Annotated in this window: 13 protein-coding genes and 2 pseudogenes; 10 read left to right on the forward strand and 5 right to left on the reverse strand. The window is 72.1% G+C overall.

What is annotated here, in order from left to right:
* Positions 1-5 precede the first annotated feature (5 nt).
* Positions 6-1,280 (reverse strand): extracellular solute-binding protein, encoded by a 1,275-nt coding sequence (locus tag AC07FK_RS07155; RefSeq protein ID WP_479103305.1) that lies wholly within the window; start codon positions 1,278-1,280, stop codon positions 6-8.
* 307 nt (positions 1,281-1,587) lie between these two features.
* Between AC07FK_RS07155 and AC07FK_RS07160 the strand changes: the two genes are divergently transcribed.
* The 4 genes and pseudogenes from AC07FK_RS07160 to AC07FK_RS07175 all read left to right on the forward strand — a co-directional run.
* Positions 1,588-3,213, forward strand: coding sequence for a glycoside hydrolase family 13 protein (locus AC07FK_RS07160; RefSeq protein ID WP_479103307.1), 1,626 nt, complete (start codon positions 1,588-1,590; stop codon positions 3,211-3,213).
* A 25-nt stretch (positions 3,214-3,238) separates the two neighbouring features.
* Entirely contained in the window at positions 3,239-4,258 is a 1,020-nt protein-coding gene (locus AC07FK_RS07165) for a LacI family DNA-binding transcriptional regulator (RefSeq protein WP_479103308.1), read from the forward strand.
* A 75-nt stretch (positions 4,259-4,333) separates the two neighbouring features.
* Complete coding sequence (locus tag AC07FK_RS07170; RefSeq protein WP_479103310.1) at positions 4,334-5,233, forward strand: phosphatase PAP2 family protein; 900 nt, start codon at positions 4,334-4,336, stop codon at positions 5,231-5,233.
* A gap of 121 nt (positions 5,234-5,354) precedes the next feature.
* Positions 5,355-5,663, forward strand: a pseudogene (locus AC07FK_RS07175) (sporulation protein); the annotation flags it as partial.
* 117 nt (positions 5,664-5,780) lie between these two features.
* Here the strand turns inward: AC07FK_RS07175 and AC07FK_RS07180 are convergent.
* Positions 5,781-8,774, reverse strand: a complete 2,994-nt coding sequence (locus AC07FK_RS07180; RefSeq protein ID WP_479103311.1) for a bifunctional [glutamine synthetase] adenylyltransferase/[glutamine synthetase]-adenylyl-L-tyrosine phosphorylase — start codon at positions 8,772-8,774, stop codon at positions 5,781-5,783.
* A 348-nt stretch (positions 8,775-9,122) separates the two neighbouring features.
* Between AC07FK_RS07180 and AC07FK_RS07185 the strand changes: the two genes are divergently transcribed.
* Positions 9,123-11,327, forward strand: a complete 2,205-nt coding sequence (locus AC07FK_RS07185) for a PIG-L family deacetylase (RefSeq protein ID WP_479103312.1) — start codon at positions 9,123-9,125, stop codon at positions 11,325-11,327.
* A gap of 76 nt (positions 11,328-11,403) precedes the next feature.
* Positions 11,404-11,931, forward strand: a complete 528-nt coding sequence (locus AC07FK_RS07190) for a pyridoxamine 5'-phosphate oxidase family protein (RefSeq protein WP_479103314.1) — start codon at positions 11,404-11,406, stop codon at positions 11,929-11,931.
* 197 nt (positions 11,932-12,128) lie between these two features.
* On the opposite strand, the gene AC07FK_RS07195 is transcribed toward AC07FK_RS07190, so the two are convergent.
* Positions 12,129-13,490, reverse strand: coding sequence for a glutamine synthetase family protein (locus AC07FK_RS07195; RefSeq protein ID WP_447029703.1), 1,362 nt, complete (start codon positions 13,488-13,490; stop codon positions 12,129-12,131).
* A 363-nt stretch (positions 13,491-13,853) separates the two neighbouring features.
* Between AC07FK_RS07195 and AC07FK_RS07200 the strand changes: the two genes are divergently transcribed.
* The 3 genes from AC07FK_RS07200 (at position 13,854) to AC07FK_RS07210 (ending at position 16,445) form a co-directional block, all read left to right on the forward strand.
* A complete protein-coding gene (locus AC07FK_RS07200) occupies positions 13,854-14,111 on the forward strand; it encodes a MerR family transcriptional regulator (protein ID WP_479103927.1) in 258 nt (85 codons plus the stop codon).
* Positions 14,112-14,382: 271 nt separating this feature from the next.
* Complete coding sequence (locus tag AC07FK_RS07205) at positions 14,383-14,586, forward strand: cold-shock protein (protein ID WP_028811307.1); 204 nt, start codon at positions 14,383-14,385, stop codon at positions 14,584-14,586.
* A gap of 329 nt (positions 14,587-14,915) precedes the next feature.
* Positions 14,916-16,445: a DEAD/DEAH box helicase gene (locus tag AC07FK_RS07210; protein ID WP_479103316.1), complete on the forward strand. Its 1,530-nt coding sequence runs from the start codon at positions 14,916-14,918 to the stop codon at positions 16,443-16,445.
* A 53-nt stretch (positions 16,446-16,498) separates the two neighbouring features.
* On the opposite strand, the gene AC07FK_RS07215 is transcribed toward AC07FK_RS07210, so the two are convergent.
* Both AC07FK_RS07215 and AC07FK_RS07220 read right to left on the reverse strand, forming a co-directional pair.
* Positions 16,499-17,053 (reverse strand): DUF6328 family protein, encoded by a 555-nt coding sequence (locus AC07FK_RS07215; protein WP_479103317.1) that lies wholly within the window; start codon positions 17,051-17,053, stop codon positions 16,499-16,501.
* Positions 17,050-17,433, reverse strand: a complete 384-nt coding sequence (locus AC07FK_RS07220; RefSeq protein WP_479103318.1) for a hypothetical protein — start codon at positions 17,431-17,433, stop codon at positions 17,050-17,052. Before AC07FK_RS07220 ends, AC07FK_RS07215 begins: the two co-directional genes overlap by 4 nt.
* A 228-nt stretch (positions 17,434-17,661) precedes the next feature.
* On the opposite strand from AC07FK_RS07220, the pseudogene AC07FK_RS07225 reads away from it, so the two are divergent.
* A pseudogene (locus AC07FK_RS07225) lies at positions 17,662-18,030 on the forward strand (VOC family protein); the annotation flags it as partial.
* Positions 18,031-18,159: the final 129 nt, after the last annotated feature.

Here is an 18,159-nt window from a genome sequence, read left to right on the forward strand (position 1 = left end):
TCCTGTTACTTCCAGCCCTTGAGGAGCTTGCGGTACTGGTCGCCGGTGGCCTTGGCGCCCTTCTCCGGGGCGGTCTGGCCGGTGAGGACCTTGGTGTACTCGGTCACCAGCGGCGCGAAGAGGCTGCCGGTCTCCGGGATCCAGGGGCGCTCGACGGCCTTGTCGACGACCGGCTTGAAGAAGCCGACGATCTGGTTGCCGGAGACGTCCGGCTCGGAGTAGACCGAGGTACGCGTCGGGAGCAGGCTCAGCTCCTTGGCGACCAGCGCCTGGCTCTCGGCGGAGGTCATGTACTCGCTGAAGGCGTACGAGGCGTCCAGGTTCTTGGAGCCCGCGTAGACGGCGAGGTTGTGGCCGCCCTGCGGGGCGCCCTGGCCCTTGCTGCCGGCCGGGACGGTGGTGATGCCCAGGTTGGCCTTGTCCTTGAACTCCTTGCCGGCGTAGGTGTCGGCGACGGCCCACGGGCCGTTGATCATCATCGCGACCTTGCCGTCCTTGAACGCCGACTGCATGTTCTCCCAGCCGTCGGTGGCGTCCGTCTTGGCGGCCCCGGAGTCGACCAGGTCCTTCACGACCTTCAGCGCCTTGACGCCGGGCTCCTCGTCGACCGTGACGGTCTTGCTCTTCGCGTCGACCAGGTCGCCGCCCTCGCCGTAGAGGAAGGACAGGAACCAGTACGCGTCGTCGCCGCGCAGGTAGAGGCCGGTCTTGCCGGTCTTGTCCTTGATCTTCTTCGAGACGGTCTTCAGCTCGGCGATGGTCTCGGGGACCTCGACGCCGGCGTCCTTGAAGATCTTCTCGTTGTAGAAGAGGCCCATCGAGTCGATGACCTGCGGCACGGCGTACGTCTTGCCCTTGTACTTCGTGCTCGCGGCGGCCTGCGCCAGGAAGTCCTTGTCGTCCTTGAGGGCGGCGGTGCCGTCCAGCGGGGCGAGGTAGCCGAGGTCCGCGAACTCGGGGGTCCAGGCGACCTCGGAGCGGATCACGTCGGGGGCGCCGGAGCCGGACTGGGCGGCGTTCTTGAACTTGTTCTGCGCCTCACCGAACGGAACGTTGACGTACTTGACGTCGACGCCCGGGTGCTTCTTCTCGAAGCCTTCCGCCAGCTTCTTGAAGACCTTGTCCTCACTGCCGACGGTGGAGGTGTCCCACCAGGTGACGGTGCCGGACAGCTTGCCCGAAGCCTTCTTGTCACCGGTGCCACCGCCGTCTCCGCCGCATGCGGTCGCCGCGAGCGCCAGGGTCGCGACCAGGGCGGTGGCCGTTATGCCACGTCGCATCTGAACTCCTTCAACTGCCGAACCGCTCCGTCGCGGCGCCGGGTCGTCGAGGAACGTAACAAGGATGAAAGAAGTCCGAAAGAGCTTGCGAAGAATTTCCGCAAGAGCAGTCGATCGTTACATCGGCGTGTCCTCACGGTTGCCGTCGAACCCCTTGTCAGGCGGGGCGCGCCCGGGTTAACGGGCCCGTCGTCACCCCTGCAACGACTCCCGCAAGGACTTGCAACCCTGTTACTTTCGAGGGGCACCCGCGTTGATCTCGTAGTGACCATCCGGCCAGGACCGCCCCGCACGAGAGGGACCCTTCATGACGCAGGAGCTCGCCCCCACCCGGACGGCCCCGGAGCACGGCTGGTGGCGGGAGGCCGTCATCTACCAGGTGTACGTGCGCTCCTTCGCCGACAGCGACGGCGACGGCATCGGCGACCTGCGCGGAATCCGCGAGCGCCTGCCCCATGTGGCGGCCCTCGGCGCCGACGCGGTCTGGCTGACCCCCTTCTACGCCTCACCGCAGGCCGACGGCGGCTACGACGTCGCCGACTACCGCACCGTCGACCCGCTCTTCGGCACCCTCGACGACGCGGCCGAACTGATCAACGCGGCGCACGGGCTGAACCTGCGCGTGATCGTCGACATCGTGCCGAACCACACCTCCGACCAGCACGCGTGGTTCCGGGCTGCCCTCGCCGACCGGCAGGGCGGGCCGGCCCGCGACCGCTACGTCTTCCGGCCCGGCCGGGGGGAAGCCGGCGAACTGCCGCCGAACGACTGGGAGTCCGTCTTCGGCGGCCCCGCCTGGACCCGCACGCCCGACGGCGACTGGTACCTGCACCTCTTCGCACCCGAGCAGCCCGACCTGAACTGGCACAACCCCGAGGTCCACGAGGAGTTCGACTCGATCCTGCGCTTCTGGCTGGGCCTGGGCGTGGACGGCTTCCGGGTCGACGTCGCCCACGGCATGGTCAAGGCCGAGGGGCTGCCCGACATCGGCGCCCGCGAGCAGGCGAAGATGATCGGCTCCCAGGTCCTGCCGTTCTTCGACCAGGACGGCGTCCACGACATCCACCGCTCCTGGCGCCGGCTGCTCGACTCGTACGACGGGGAGCGCATCGGCGTCGCCGAGGCGTGGGCCCCCTCCCCCGAGCGGCTCGCCCTGTACGTACGCCCCGACGAGCTGCACCAGGCGTTCAACTTCCAGTTCCTGAACTGCCCGTGGGACGCGCAGGCGATGCGCGCGGTGATCGAGACGTCGCTGGCCGCGACCGCCCTGGTCGGCGCACCCACCACGTGGGTCCTGTCCAACCACGACGTGGTCCGCCACCTCACCCGTTACGGCGGCGGGGACGAGGCCCTGGGGCTGCGCCGGGCCCGGGCGGCGGCGCTGCTGATGCTGGCGCTGCCCGGGTCGGCGTACCTCTACCAGGGCGAGGAGCTGGGTCTGCCCGAGGTCACCGACCTGCCGGACGAGGTCCGCCAGGACCCGTCCTTCTTCCGCACCGACGGCCAGGACGGGCTGCGCGACGGGGCGCGGGTGCCGATGCCGTGGTCGGGCGGCTCGCCGCCGTACGGCTTCTCCCCGCAGGGCGCGGCCCCGGCCTGGCTGCCGCAGCCCGACTCCTGGAAGTGCCTGACCGCCGAGGCCCAGACCGGGGACCCGCACTCCACCCTGGAGCTCTACCGCTCGGCGCTCGCGCTGCGCCGTGAGCTGCCGGGCCTCGGCGACGGTCCGCTGACCTGGGAGCGGCCCCCGGGCGGGTATCCGGACGGGGTGCTCATGTTCAGCCGGCCCGGCTTCGTCTGCACGCTCAACACCACGGCCCGCCCGGCCGAAGTCCCCCTGCCCGGCCGCCTGCTGCTCGCCTCCGAGGCCCCTGCCGAGGACGGCGGCACGGTCACTCTCCCGGCCGATTCGTGCGCTTGGTGGGCAATCTGACATGCGCCCGGTACAGTCCACTCCCATGACCGCACGGCTTGCCGACATCGCAGCCCAGGCGGGGGTCAGTGAAGCGACGGTCAGCCGCGTGCTCAACGGCAAGCCGGGGGTTGCCGCGGCCACCCGCGAATCCGTACTCGCCGCGCTCGACGTCCTCGGATACGAGCGCCCCGTACGCCTGCGCCGGCGCAGTGCGGGCCTGGTGGGCCTCATAACCCCCGAGCTGGAGAACCCGATCTTCCCGGCGCTGGCCCAGGTCATCGGCCAGGGGCTCACGCGCCAGGGGTACACGCCGGTGCTGGCCACCCAGACCCCCGGCGGCTCCACCGAGGACGAGCTCACCGAGATGCTCGTGGACCGCGGCGTCTCCGGCATCATCTTCGTCTCCGGACTGCACGCCGACACCACCGCCGACATGCAGCGCTACGAGCAGCTGCGGGCGCAGGGCGTCCCCTTCGTCCTGGTCAACGGCTTCTCGCCGAAGGTCCAGGCTCCCTTCATCTCCCCCGACGACCGGGCCGCGATGCGGCTGGCCGTGACGCACCTGGCGGCCCTGGGCCACACCGGGATCGGCCTGGCCGTCGGCCCGAAACGGTTCGTTCCCGTACTCCGCAAGATCGAGGGGTTCCGCTCGGCCGTGCGCGAGCGGCTGGGGCTGAGCCCGGAGGAGGCGGAGGAGCTGATCCAGCACTCGCTCTACACGCTGGAGGGCGGCCAGGCCGCCGCCTCCGCCCTGATCGAACGGGGCTGCACCGCGATCGTGTGCGCCAGCGACATGATGGCGCTCGGGGCGATCCGCGCCGCCCGCCGCCTGGGACTCGACGTACCGCGTGACATCTCGGTGGTCGGCTTCGACGACTCGCCCCTCATAGCCTTCACCGACCCTCCCCTGACGACCATCAGGCAGCCGGTGACGGCGATGGGGCAGGCAGCGGTCCGCACGCTTCTGGAAGAGGTCGGCGGCACCCCCGCCCCGCACAGCGAGTTCGTGTTCATGCCCGAGCTGGTCGTACGCGGTTCAACGGCGTCTGGCCCTCGTCCATAGCGCTCAGCACATGCATGCGTCACCCGACCGGAGGATGATCGGAAGGGTGGTGCTCATCTGGCAGACTCTCTCCCCATGGGTGACGCGACCGTGAAGACTCTGGAAGGCCGGACGGCCACCGACCCCTCACCCGTCGTGGACGAGGAGCGACAGGAGCAGCCTTCCGCCCGGTCCGCTGCTCTGCGGAGGCTGCGCGCACCGCGCCGCCCGCGCATCTGGTTCGAAGTCCTGCTGATCGCGGTCAGTTACTGGACGTACTCGCTGATCCGCAACGCGGTGCCGGAGCAGAAGGCCGCGGCCCTGCGCAACGCGGACTGGATCTGGAAGGCCGAGCAGACTCTGGGCATCGCGGTCGAGGAGAGCGTCAACCGCGCCGTCAACTCGGTGACATGGCTGATCGTGTCGATGAACTACTACTACGCGACGCTGCACTTCGTCGTGACGATCGGCGTGCTGGTCTGGCTCTTCCGCCGGCATCCCGGCCGTTACGCCGCGACCCGCCTCGTCCTGTTCGCGACTACGGGAATCGCCCTGCTCGGCTACTACCTGTATCCTCTGGCGCCGCCGCGCCTGATGAACGGGCAGAGCTTCATCGACACGGTCCTGGTGCACCAGACCTGGGGCTCGATGGCCTCCGGCAACTTCAAGAACATGTCGAACCAGTACGCCGCGATGCCCTCGATGCACATCGGCTGGTCCCTGTGGTGCGGCGTGACGATCTTCGCCCTGGCCACCGTGCCCTGGGCCAAGGTCCTCGGGCTGCTCTACCCGACGGTGACCCTGGTCGTGATCGTCGCCACCGCGAACCACTTCTGGCTGGACGCCGTCGGCGGCCTGCTCTGCCTCGCGTTCGGTTACGCCCTGAGCTGCGCCTGGTACGGAGCGCTGCCCAGCCGCCTCCCGAGGGCCGTCGCGCAGGACGCGTCCCGGCCGCGGACGGGCCGCCGCCCATGGCCCCTGCGGGCCTCTTCGTAAGCTGCGGTCCCGGCGCGGCGCGGTGTTCCCGTGCCGCGCCTTCGCGTGCGGGCCGCCCGCCCGGCGACGCCCGTGGCCCTGGCCGCGTTGTGGCCCCGGCCCCGGCGGGGTACGAGGCGCAGTGCTGTTGCCTGCCGGGGGGGGCGGCCGGGCGGCCGTCCGCACGGAGCTGTCCATCGACAACTCCGTGGACAAGGGCGACTTCGACGAGATCCAGGTGCCCGCGCTGCCGGCGCAGGACACCCTCCACCAGGCGCTCGCCGACCTCGGCTTCCGGCTGCACGAGGCCGAGGTGAAGGTGGGCGCCTGGCCGCCGCGGATGCGGGACCGGCGGGTGGCGCCGTACTGGCAGGAGACGGGCCTCTTCTTCCCCGAGTCCGCCGGGCGCGGACGGTTCGAGCTGGAGGCCGTCCTCGTCGCCCGCGAGGACTCCGTCGATCTGCACCCGGGCGGCTACCCGCCGCCACCTTCGCCTACGCGGACATGGACCTGGCGAAGTGGACCGCCGCACTGGACGCGCACATCCGGACGTACTGGGCGAGCTAGCTCAGGACCCGTAGAACAGCTCCTCGACGACTGCCCGCGCCCGCCGCGTCGTGCGCCGGTAGTCGTCGAGCATGTCCCCGACGTGCCCCGCCTCGTATCCCAGGTACCGCGCCACGGCGCCCAGTTCGCGCCCGTCCGAGGGGAACGTGTCGCCCGGCCGCCCCCGCACCAGCATCACCGCGTTGCGCACGCGTGTCGCGAGGACCCACGCCTCGTCGAGGACCGCCGCGTCGTCCGCCGCGATGAGGTCCGCCTCGCGCGCCGCCGCGAGGGCGTCGCGGGTCCGGGTGGTCCGCAGGCCCGGAACCGCCGCGCCGTGCCGCATCTGCAGCAGCTGGACCGTCCACTCGACGTCGCTCAGGCCGCCCCGGCCCAGCTTCGCGTGCAGCGTCGGGTCCGCGCCGCGCGGCAGCCGTTCCGACTCCATCCGCGCCTTGAGCCGCCGGATCTCGCGCACCGCGTCCTCGCCGAGCCCCGCCTTCGGGTACCGCAGCGGATCGACCAGCTCCACGAACCGCCGCCCGAGGTCCGCGTCGCCCGCCATCGGCTCCGCGCGCAGCAGCGCCTGGCTCTCCCAGGCCAGCGACCACCGCCGGTAGTACGCCGCGTAGGAGGCGAGGGTCCGCACCATCGGCCCGCTCTTGCCCTCCGGGCGCAGGTCCGCGTCGATCAGCAGCGGCGGGTCGGAGGTGGGCAGCAGGAGCAGCCGCCGCATCTCGGCGACCACCGTGTTCGCCGCCCGGGCCGCCTCCTGCTCGTCCGCGTCCTCCCACGGCTCGTGCACGAAGAGCACGTCCGCGTCGGACCCGTACCCCAGCTCGTGACCGCCGAAGCGACCCATGCCGATGATTGTGAAGCGGGTCGGCAGCCGGTCCCCCCACCCCGCCCGCACGGCGGCCCGCAGCGCCCCGGCCAGCGTGGCGGCGTTCAGGTCGGTCAGGGCGTTGCCGACGCGGTCGACCAGCGCGCCCGGGTCCTGTTCGGCCGGGCTCTCCTCGGTCCCGTACGAGCCGACGAGGTCGCCGGCGGCGGTACGGAACAGCTCCCGGCGCCGCACCCCGCGCGCCGCCGCCACCGCCGCCTCCGGCCCGTCCGCGCGCCCGACCGCCGCCAGCACCTCCTGCTCCAGGTGCGCCCGCCCGCGCGGCTTCAGCCCCTCCGGGTCGCCGAGCAGCGCCACCGCCTCCGGGGCCCGCAGCAGCAGGTCGGGGGCGAGCCGCCCGGCCGACAGGACGCGCGCCAGGTTCTCCGCCGCCGCGCCCTCGTCCCGCAGCAGCCGCAGGTACCACGGCGTCTTGCCCAGCGCGTCGGACACCTTCCGGAAGCCCAGGAGACCGGCGTCCGGGTCGGCGGAGTCCGCGAACCAGCCGAGCAGCACGGGCAGCAGCGTCCGCTGGATGGCCGCCTTGCGCGTCACCCCGGACGACAGCGCCTCCAGGTGCCGCAGTGCGGCCGCCGGGTCGGCGTACCCCAGTGCTTCGAGACGCTGTCCCGCCGCCTTGGGGCTGAGCCGGATCTCGCCGGGGGCCAGCTGCGCGACCGCGTCGAGCAGCGGGCGGTAGAAGATCTTCTCGTGCAGCCGGCGCACCACCGACGCGTGCCGCCGCCACGCCCGGTTGAGCTCGGCGACGGGGTCCGTGCGCATCCCGAGCGAGCGCCCGAGCCGCCGCAGGTCGGCCTCGTCCTGCGGTACGAGATGGGTGCGGCGCAGCCGGTACAGCTGGATGCGGTGCTCCATGGCGCGCAGGAAGCGGTACGCCTCGTCGAGCTGCACCGCGTCCGCCCGCCCCACGTACCCGCCCGCCGAGAGCGCCTGGAGCGCCCCCAGCGTCGAGCCCCCGTGCAGCGTCGCGTCGCTGCGCCCGTGCACGAGCTGGAGCAGCTGTACGGCGAACTCGACGTCCCGCAGCCCGCCGGGCCCCAGCTTCAGCTCGCGGTCGATCTGCGCCGCCGGGATGTTGTCGACGACGCGGCGGCGCATCTTCTGCACGTCGGCGACGAAGTTCTCGCGCTCGGCGGCCTGCCACACCAGCGGCGACACGGCTTCGAGGTACGCCTCGCCCAGCGCCGTGTCCCCGGCGACCGGCCGTGCCTTGAGCAGCGCCTGGAACTCCCAGGTCTTGGCCCACCGCTGGTAGTACGCGAGGTGGCTGGAGAGCGTCCGTACCAGCGGCCCGTTGCGGCCCTCGGGCCGCAGGTTCGCGTCGACCGGCCAGATGGTGCCCTCGGTGTTGGTCTCGGAGCAGATGCGCATGAGGTGCGAGGCGAGGCGGGTCGCGGCGCGCAGCGCCTTGTCCTCGTCGCCCTTGGCGCCCTCCGCCGCTTCCGCCACGAAGATCACGTCGACGTCGGAGACGTAGTTCAGCTCGTGACCGCCGCACTTGCCCATCGCGACGACCGCGAGCCGGCACACGGCGGCGTCCTCCGGCGCGGCGGCCCGGGCCATGGCGAGCGCCGCCCGCAGGGTCGCCGTCGCCAGGTCGGCCAGCTCGGCGGCGGCCTGCGCGACGTCGGTCGTGCCGCAGACGTCCCGCGCGGCGATCGACAGCAGGCAGCGCCGGTACGCGACCCGCAGCGACACCGGGTCGGTGGCGCCGGCGAGACCGCGCTCGAAGTCCGCGACGCCGGGGTGCAGGTCGGCGGCCTCGTACGTGACCAGCGCCTGCCAGTCGCGCGGGTGGCGGGCCAGGTGGTCACCGAGCGCCTCGGAGGCGCCGAGCACGCCGAGCAGCCGGTCGCGCATGGGCTTGGCGGTGACCAGGGTGTCGAGCAGGACCCGCCGCCCGGCCTGGTCCTGGGCCTCCACGAGCCGTACGAGGCCCAGGAGCGCCAGGTCGGGATCGGCGGTCGCGCCCAGCGCGTCGAGCAGCACCGCGTCGTTGCGTACGGCGGCCAGCTCGGGAGCGCCGAGGAGCCGCTCGGCGGCGGACGGATCGGTGAAACCGTGCCGCAGCAGCCGCGTGAAGGTACTGCTCCTGCGCCCCGGCGCCGACATTCTGCCTCCCGCTCCGGCCGTCCCACGGTCTGTACGACCGTCCGGTCAAGGTCCGGCTCACGAGCCTATCGGCAGGATCCGCGCGACGGCCCGCGGCCCGGCCCGGCGGGGCACGTCGGCCGGTCCGTCACGGACGCGGAGAGCCGGCGCGCGGGCCCGTCCGCCGGCCCGTTCTGTGACGCAGAAGGCCAGTGAGATCCGCAACATCACGGGTTCCGGGCGGGGCTGAACCGGACGGCACGTGAAACCCTCTTCACCTCTGCTCCACAGTCTGCGCGATGATCAGCGCCGTCCTGGGCGCACCCCCCATCCCGTACAGCACCACCGCACACCGAAAGCACGTTTCCTATGCCGCCCAGGGCCCTCAGTACGTTCCGCCTGCCGCGCCGCGCGCTGCCGAGCGTCGTTCTCGCGACGCTGCTGCTGACGGTGACGGGCATCCAGCTCGCCCGTCCCGCCGTTCCCCTGGCGGCGCCCGCCCCCGGGGCGGCCCGGACGGTGGCGGGCGGCCCGGCGGACCGGGCGGGGGCGGACGGCGGAGCGGCGAAGCCCGAGCCGGTGCGGGCCGCGGGTGAGTCCGTGATGCAGATCGTCTCCCATCCGGACGACGACCTGTTCTTCATGAACCCCGACCTCAGCCAGTCGGTGCGCACCGGACACAGCCTGACCTCCGTCTACCTGACGGCGGGCGAGGCGGACGGCGTGAACTCCTTCCGCGGCGGCGCGAACGAGGGCGTCCCGCTCCCCGCCCCGGACAAGGTGCGGTACGCCGAGGCCCGGCAGAACGGCATACGCGCCGCGTACGCCCGGATGGCCACCGGCGACCGCACCAGCCCCTGGCAGCGCTCCGCGATCCGCACGGCCGGCGGCGGCTGGGCGGAGCTGGACACCCTGAAGGCGCGCCCCGAGGTGAGCCTGGTGTGGGTGCAGCTGCACGAGGCGGGCGCCAGCGCGGCGGACCGGCCGCACAGCCTGCACGGCCTGTGGGACGGCCGGGTGGAGCGGCTGGAGTCGGAGCTGTCGTCGGGCACGCCGGTGCCGGAGGACTTCTCGTACTCCCGCGACGAGGTCGTGCGGACGATCACCGGGCTGCTGGAGCGCTTCCGGCCGACGCACGTGCGGATGCTCGACCCGACGAACGGTCGCGAGGCCACGGCCCAGATGCTCCCCGACCACCAGGACCACATGTACGGCGCCCGGTTCGCCCAGCTGGCGCTCACCGAGTACGCCCGGGGCGGCGACCGCCCCCACTTCACCGTGCAGAACTACCTGGGCTACCTCAACGGCAGCCTTCCGCACGTCCTCGGCCCGGACGCCGTGCGCGAGAAGCTGGAGACGCTGAAGACGTACGCCTGGACCGACTACCCGGACAACTACTGCGACGCCGAGGCCGGCTGCGGCGACCGCAAGGTCGCGGGGCGGCCCACGGGCCCCGGCTGGGTGTACGGGATACGCCACTCGCGCAACACCAGCACCTCCTGGCTCCAGAGCGGGGCGCGGGAGGGCGAGCTGTGGGCGTTCTCCGTACTGGACACCCGGCTCGCGGTCTGGCACCGCGCTCCGGGCGCGAAGGCCGGCTCCCCGCCGGCCTGGACCGGTCCGACGCTGCTCGGCGGGACCGGCCTGGACAGCGGCATCACGTCGGAGCGCCTGCCCGACGGCCGCACAGCCCTCTTCGGCACCCGCACCTCGTTCGACGGCCCGGCCGGCTACCGGCGGGACGTCGTCACCGCCGTGCAGAGCGCGCGGGGCGGGACCTTCGGGCCCTGGCAGTCCCTCGGCATGCCGCACTCCCCGCACGCGCCGGACTCGCTGGACATCAGCGCCCCGGCGGTGACCGTGGACCGCGCGGGCCGCGCGACGGTCTACCTGCGGGACGGCGGCCACTCCCTCAGCTCCCGTACACAGCTTCCCGACGGCGGCTGGAGCCCCTGGCGGACGCTGGGCGGGCAGCAGGTGTTCGGCGACCCGACGGCCGCCGTCGACAGTGAGGGCCGCGGTTACGTCTTCGCCCAGACGCTCACCTCGACCGTCGTCTGGACCCAAAACACGCCGGGCGGCCCCCTTCGCGGCCCGGCGCCCACCGCGCTCCCCGCGACGCCGCTGCCGCCCACCGTCCGGACGGACGGCGACGGCGTACGCCTGTTCTTCCGCAAGCCCGGCTCCGGCGACGTCCTCACCGTCCGCTTCGCCGCCGGTTCCGCCACGGGTGCGGTGCCCGCCGCGGCCCCGGCCGGCACGGTCGACGACCTGGGCGGCCGGGCCGGCCACGGCGCGGTGGGCGCCGCGGGCGGACTGCTGGCGGCGCGGGACGGCTCGGGCCGCCTGGGCACGGCCGAGCTGCCGGCCGGCGGGGTCGGCGCACTCCACTGGAGCCGGGGCGGCTTCCTCTTCGGCGGCGCCCCGGCGGCCGCCACGGACGTGGCGGGCAACCCGTCCGTCGCCGCGGTGGCGCTCGACGGCCGCCTGCACTGGAGCGGCGGCGGCACCCCGGCGTGGCAGCCGGTGGGCCCGGCGCCGGTCACCACGAGGCCCGCGCCGCCCGTCCGCTGAGTTTCGCTCGCGCCCACGGTCTGTCTTTCTGGGAGGTAATGGACGGAAGACGGACCGCGAGCGAGAGGCAGACGCCATGGACGGCCACGAGGACCACCACACTCCGGAGCCGCGCACGGACCTGGACGGCCGCTACAGCGAGCAGAACGCCAGCGCCACCCCGTGGTCCGAGGCGGTACCGCGCCTGGCGCGGGCGGAGCTGTTCTGGCTGACGACCGTTCGCCCGGACGGCCGCCCGCACGTCACCCCGCTGCTGGCCGTCTGGCAGGACGACGCCCTGTACTTCTGCACGGGCCCGGCGGAACGCAAGGCGAAGAACCTGGCCCGCAACCCGCACGTCGTCCTCACCACCGGCGCGAACACCCTGCGGGAGGGCTTCGACCTGGTGGTGGAGGGCAAGGCGGTGCGGGAGAGCGACGAGCCGCGCCTGCGGCGCCTGGCAGCGGCGTACGAGGACAAGTACGGCCCGGACTGGCACTTCGACGTACGCGACGGGGCGTTCTACGGCGAGGGCGACCGGGCGGTGGTGTTCCGCGTCGCGCCGGTGGCCGCATTCGGCTTCGGCAAGGGCGTCTACAGCCAGACCCGCTGGCTGTTCGGCTGACGGCGTTCCCCCGGACCGGGCGACCGGACGGACGGACGGGTCAGGGGGTGGCCCACAGCACCAGCGCGGAACCGAAGCAGCCCTTCACGAGTGCTGATGTGCCCGAAACCCCCGAAAAACGAGACGGCTCCGGGCCGGCACCGTGGCGGCGCCGGCCCGGAGGGTCGCACAGGCGGAAAGTGCTCGCTGACCTGCGGCTACAGCACCGGAAGGTTCTTGCGGAGCTCGAAGGCGGTGACCTCGGAGCGGTACTCCTCCCACTCCTGCTTCTTGTTGCGCAGGAAGAAGTCGAAGACGTGCTCGCCCAGGGTCTCGGCGACCAGTTCGCTGCGCTCCATCAGGGCGATGGCCTCGCCGAGGTTCTGCGGGAGGGGCTCGATGCCCATCGCGCGGCGCTCGGCGTCGGACAGGGCCCAGACGTCGTCGTCGGCGCCCGGCGGGAGCTCGTAGCCCTCTTCGATGCCCTTGAGGCCGGCGGCGAGCAGGACGGCGTACGTCAGGTACGGGTTCGCGCCGGAGTCGATCGAGCGGACCTCGACCCGTGCCGAGCCGGTCTTGCCGGGCTTGTACATCGGGACGCGGATCAGCGCCGAGCGGTTGTTGTGGCCCCAGCAGATGTACGAAGGGGCCTCGCCGCCGGAGCCGGCCGTGCGGGTGGAGCCGCCCCAGATGCGCTTGTAGGAGTTCACCCACTGATTGGTGACGGCGGAGATCTCCGCGGCGTGCTTGAGGAGGCCCGCGATGAAGGACCGGCCGACCTTGGAGAGCTGGTACTCCGAGCCGGACTCGTAGAAGGCGTTGCGGTCGCCCTCGAAGAGGGACAGGTGCGTGTGCATGCCCGAGCCCGGGAACTCCGAGAACGGCTTCGGCATGAAGGTGGCCTGGACGCCCTGCTCCAGCGCCACCTGCTTCATGACGAGGCGGAACGTCATGATGTTGTCGGCCGTCGACAGGGCGTCGGCGTACCGCAGGTCGATCTCCTGCTGGCCGGGGGCGCCCTCGTGGTGGCTGAACTCGACCGAGATGCCCATGGACTCGAGCATGGTGATCGCCTGGCGGCGGAAGTCCATGCCGACGTTCTGCGGGGTGTGGTCGAAGTAGCCCGAGTTGTCGGCCGGGGTGGGCCGGGTGCCGTCGAGCGGCTTGTTCTTCAGCAGGAAGAACTCGATCTCGGGGTGGGTGTAGAAGGTGAAGCCCAGGTCCGAGGTCTTGGCGAGGATGCGCTTCAGTACGTAACGGGGGTCCGCGAAGGACGGCGAGCCGTCCGGCATCAGGATGTCGCAGAACATCCGGGCCGTGCCGGGGGCCTCGGCCCGCCACGGAAGGATCTGGAACGTGCCCGGGTCCGGTTTGGCGATCATGTCCGACTCGTACACGCGGGCGAAGCCCTCGATCGCGGAGCCGTCGAAGCCGATGCCCTCGTCGAACGCCTGCTCAAGCTCGGCCGGGGCCACCGCGACCGACTTCAGGAAGCCGAGTACGTCGGTGAACCACAGGCGCACGAACCGGATGTCGCGCTCCTCGAGCGTACGGAGCACGAACTCCTGCTGCTTATCCATCTGGTCTTCCTACCCATCCTTGCCGGTCGAGCCGCCTGCTCCCACGCCTCGGGCGCACGTCGGGGCACCTGAGCATCCCACCACACGGTTACCAACACGTTGCGGCCCCTGGGGCCGACACCCGGCGCCGTGCGGGTGAACGCCCGTGTCCGCCTCCCGCCGCTTCCCCCATAGTGCCCGCGCCACGCCGGGGCGGACCCGTGCTCGGGCACCGGCGGAGGAAAATCTGTCACCGCGGGAGCAGACATGCCACACTCGTAGTGTCCGCCCCGCGCGCTACAGAAGATGGTGCAAGTGACCGCTCAGACCCATCGGACCACCAAGGCCGACCGCTTCGACGACGACGACTTCCCCGCCTACACCATGGGCAGGGCCGCCGAGATGATCGGCACCACCCCCGCGTTCCTGCGGGCCATCGGCGAAGCACGGCTGATCACCCCGTTGCGTTCGGAGGGCGGCCACCGCCGCTACTCCCGGTACCAGCTCCGCGTGGCCGCGCGTGCCCGTGAACTGGTCGACCAGGGCACGCCCATCGACGCCGCCTGCCGCATCGTCATCCTCGAGGACCAGCTGGAAGACGCCCTGCGCATCAACGAGCGACTGCGCGAGCAAAATACCTAGTGCGGCAGCTGCAGAATTTAAAGCGGCGTGCGTGGAGGGTTTATGGCGCCACGGCAGATGTGACGAAAGACCCCTGGCGCGGCGGCCGCCCCGTGCTACTGTTGATCTCAGTTGCAGTTGTGGTTCCCAAACTTCAAGTGCTCCCGCGGCGAATGTTGCGGGCGCACTTTCGTATTTCCGGTGCTTTGTTTCCGGACGGGGCAATCATCGCGGCAACGCGACTCGGATTCCGCACACGGCGGTCTCCGGCACTGCTCCAAAGGAGAATGACATGGCTTCTGGCACCGTGAAGTGGTTCAACGCCGAAAAGGGCTTCGGCTTCATCGAGCAGGAGGGTGGCGGCGCTGACGTCTTCGCCCACTACTCCAACATCGCCACCCAGGGCTTCCGCGAGCTTCAGGAAGGCCAGAAGGTGACCTTCGACGTCACGCAGGGCCAGAAGGGCCCGCAGGCGGAGAACATCGTTCCCGCCTGACGCTGACGCGTTCTACACGGTCGGGGCCCGCACCTGAGGGTGCGGGCCCCGTCTCGTTGCTTTGAATCGTTGCCCCGACTCGGCCGCCCCTATCGCGCGGCCGACTCCTGAGCGGTCGGCCACGATTCTCGTCGCCCCGCCCCGTCCGCATTTCTCCGCGCGGACTGCAGCCACTTCGAAGCTCCCGGCCAAAGGGAATTCAAACCTTTTCGCCGGCTTCATTTCGGCTTTTTAATTATCGGCTCGTTCTTGCGATTCCTTGCTGTGGTCACTCTCGCGGTGACAGCTGCCCGGAATTCCTCGATACGTGCCCATCGAGGAAGGTTCACATGAACCGCGCAGCACGCTCCAACGACCGTGAACGATTCGGCCGCACCCGCGCCGGCGGCAACTACGCCGGCCGCACCAGCGACCGCGGCGAGCGTTTCCGCCCCGCCGCCCCCAACCGCTCCTCCGGTTCCTCCGGCCGGTCTCCCCAGCGCCGCTCCTCCGCGCCGCAGGGTGAGTTCGCCCTGCCGGTCGGCACGTCGCCGGCGCTGCCCGCGGTCGAGGCCTTCGACCAGCTGGACATGCCCGCGGCCCTGCTGACGGCGCTGACCGCCCAGGGCGTGACGGTGCCGTTCCCGATCCAGGCCGCCACCCTGCCGAACACGCTGACCGGCCGGGACGTCCTGGGCCGCGGCCGCACCGGCTCCGGCAAGACGCTCGCCTTCGGGCTCGCGCTGCTGGCCCGGACCGCCGGAAAGCGCGCCGAGCCGCGTCAGCCGCTGGCCCTGGTGCTCGTACCCACCCGTGAGCTCGCCCAGCAGGTCACCGACGCCCTCACGCCGTACGCCCGCGCGGTGCGACTGCGTGTCGCCACGGTCGTCGGCGGCATGTCGATCGGCCGCCAGGCCGGCGCGCTGCGCACCGGGGCCGAGGTCGTCGTGGCGACCCCGGGCCGGCTCAAGGACCTCATCGACCGCCGTGACTGCCGCCTGGACCAGGTGAGGATCACGGTGCTGGACGAGGCCGACCAGATGACCGACATGGGCTTCATGCCGCAGGTCACCGAGCTGCTCCAGCAGGTCGCGCCGGAGGGCCAGACGATGCTGTTCTCGGCCACCCTGGACCGCAATGTCGACAAGCTGGTGCGCAACTACCTGACCGACCCGGTGGTCCACTCGGTCGACCCGTCGCAGGGCGCGGTCACGACGATGGAGCACCACCTGCTGCACGTCCACCCCGCCGACAAGCAGGCCACGGCCACCGAGATCGCCGCCCGCGACGGCAAGGTGATCATGTTCCTGGACACCAAGCACGCCGTGGACCGGCTGACCCGTGACCTGCTGGCCAGCGGCGTACGGGCGGCCGCGCTGCACGGCGGGAAGTCGCAGCCGCAGCGCACGCGCACGCTCGACCAGTTCAAGAGCGGGCATGTGACCGTACTGGTGGCGACCAACGTCGCGGCCCGCGGCATCCACGTCGACAACCTCGACCTGGTCGTCAACGTCGACCCGCCGACCGACCACAAGGACTACCTGCACCGCGGCGGCCGTACCGCCCGCGCCGGCGAGTCCGGCAGCGTCGTCACGCTGGTGCAGCCCAACCAGCGCCGTGAGATGACCCGCCTGATGCAGGCCGCGGGCATCACCCCGCACACCGCCCAGGTCCGCTCCGGCGACGCCGAGCTGACCCGGATCACCGGGGCGCAGGCGCCCTCCGGCGTACCCGTCGTCATCTCGTCCCCGGTACGGGAGCGCCCGGCCCGCAGCGCGTCCTCGCAGCGCGGGCGCCGCAGCGCTCCGGCGCAGGCGCGCCGCCGGTCCTACGGCGGCAGCGGCGCCGCGAGCAGCGCGGGCCGCGGCGGCGCCGCGTAGGCACGCGGGCCCGGCAGGGTCCTTCATCCGGTGCGGGCAGGCGGTGACTTCGGTCAGTGCCTGCCCGCACTGGCGTGCCGGGCCCAGACGGGCAGCACGAACCAGCACAGGACGAACCACAGCACCAGACCGCCGACCAGCCACAGCGCGGTGGTGTCGTGCAGGGCCACGCGCAGGATCAGCAGCAGCGCGGAGGCCATCGTGCACAGCATCAGCACCAGCCCGACGACGGTCAGCCGCGAGGCCCACAGGACCGTCTGCGGCTTGATCCGGCGGCCGGTGACCAGGCGGTGGAAGGACACCGGGCCGACGAGCGCGCCGACCGTCGCGGCGCCCAGCACGACCGTGACGACGTAGATGTCCTGGTCGGTGGGGGACAGCTCGGTGTAGCGCGGCTGGAAGACGACGGTCAGCAGGAAACCGAAGAGGACCTGTACGCCGGTCTGGGCGACCCGCAGCTCCTGGAGCAGTTCCACCCAGAGCCGGTCCGCCCGCTCCTCCTCGGTCTCGTGACGGCCGCGCAACAGCTTGTCCGTGGCCCGGCGCGCTCTGCCGCCCTCGGAGTCCGCCCCGCCCGGTCCGCCCGCCCCGCCCGGCCCGTCCGTCATGGCGAGGTCCCGGGCCCGCTCTCCAGGCGCAGCTGGAGCTCCTTCTCCTGGTCGCCGGACGCCGAGCCCTCCTCCTGGACGGCGAACGCCACCTCGAGCTGCTCGCGCACCTGGTCCACCGCGCGGTAGCCGCCCTGGAGCGTGACGCTGACGGGCGCCGTCAGACGGGCGGGGGCGGCCTGCTCCCGGACGCCGAACACGTCGTACGTGGCGCTCCACACCATCGGGCGTCCGTTCACGCCGTTGTGCAGTTCCTCGTCGGCCGCGCGGTCGGACTCGAAGGCGGTGCACAGCGCGCCGAAGACGGCGTTGGCGTCCTCCTTGGAGCTGCCCGTCAGTTCCACCAGGACCTGCGTTCCGGAGTGTTCCGTGCTGTTCACTGTGAGGCTTCTTTCTCTCGTCGTCGCCGATCCCCAGGCTCGCCCGCCGGGATCGCGAGCGCGACCGGAGACGGTGAGCAGCGGGTACCCGCTCCCCCTGGCCCAATGCCACCGGCCCGGCCCCGCGTGACGGTCCGTGTGCCGCCGCACCCGGGGGGTACGCGGGTCAGTGGGCCGTCCGGCCCGCTGCGGACCTCGGGGTCGTTCCGGGTGGATTGGGGAGAGCAGATGACGGTCGCGAAGACGAGCGTTCTGGTTCTGGACTGTGCGGAACCCGAGGTGCTGGCGGAGTTCTACGCCGGTCTGCTGGACGCGGAGGCCCGGACCGGGGCCAATCCGGATTTCGTGGAGATCGTGGGGCAGCAGGGCGTCTTCATGGCCATCCGCCGCGACCACGGTTACGCGCCGCCCAGCTGGCCGCGCCCGGACGACTCGCAACAAGCCCACCTGCGGATCCTGGTGGAACGCGGTGACATGGACGAGGCGGAGCGCGAGGCCGTGAGTCTGGGCGCGCGGCCCGTGGACACCAAGGACAACAGCGGACCGCGCGACGAGCGCGTGTACTCCGACCCGGCCGGGCACTCCTTCACGCTGGCCCACCGCTTCGCCCCGGGGTGGGGGGGGGGGGGGGGGGGGGGGTGCGGGGGGGGGTGGGGGGGGGGGGGAAGGGGTTCGGGGGGCCGTCGGCGGTCTGGGCGGGTGCAGGGAAAGGGAAGGGGGGGGTTA

This window comes from Streptomyces sp. NPDC046122 (assembly GCF_056429965.1).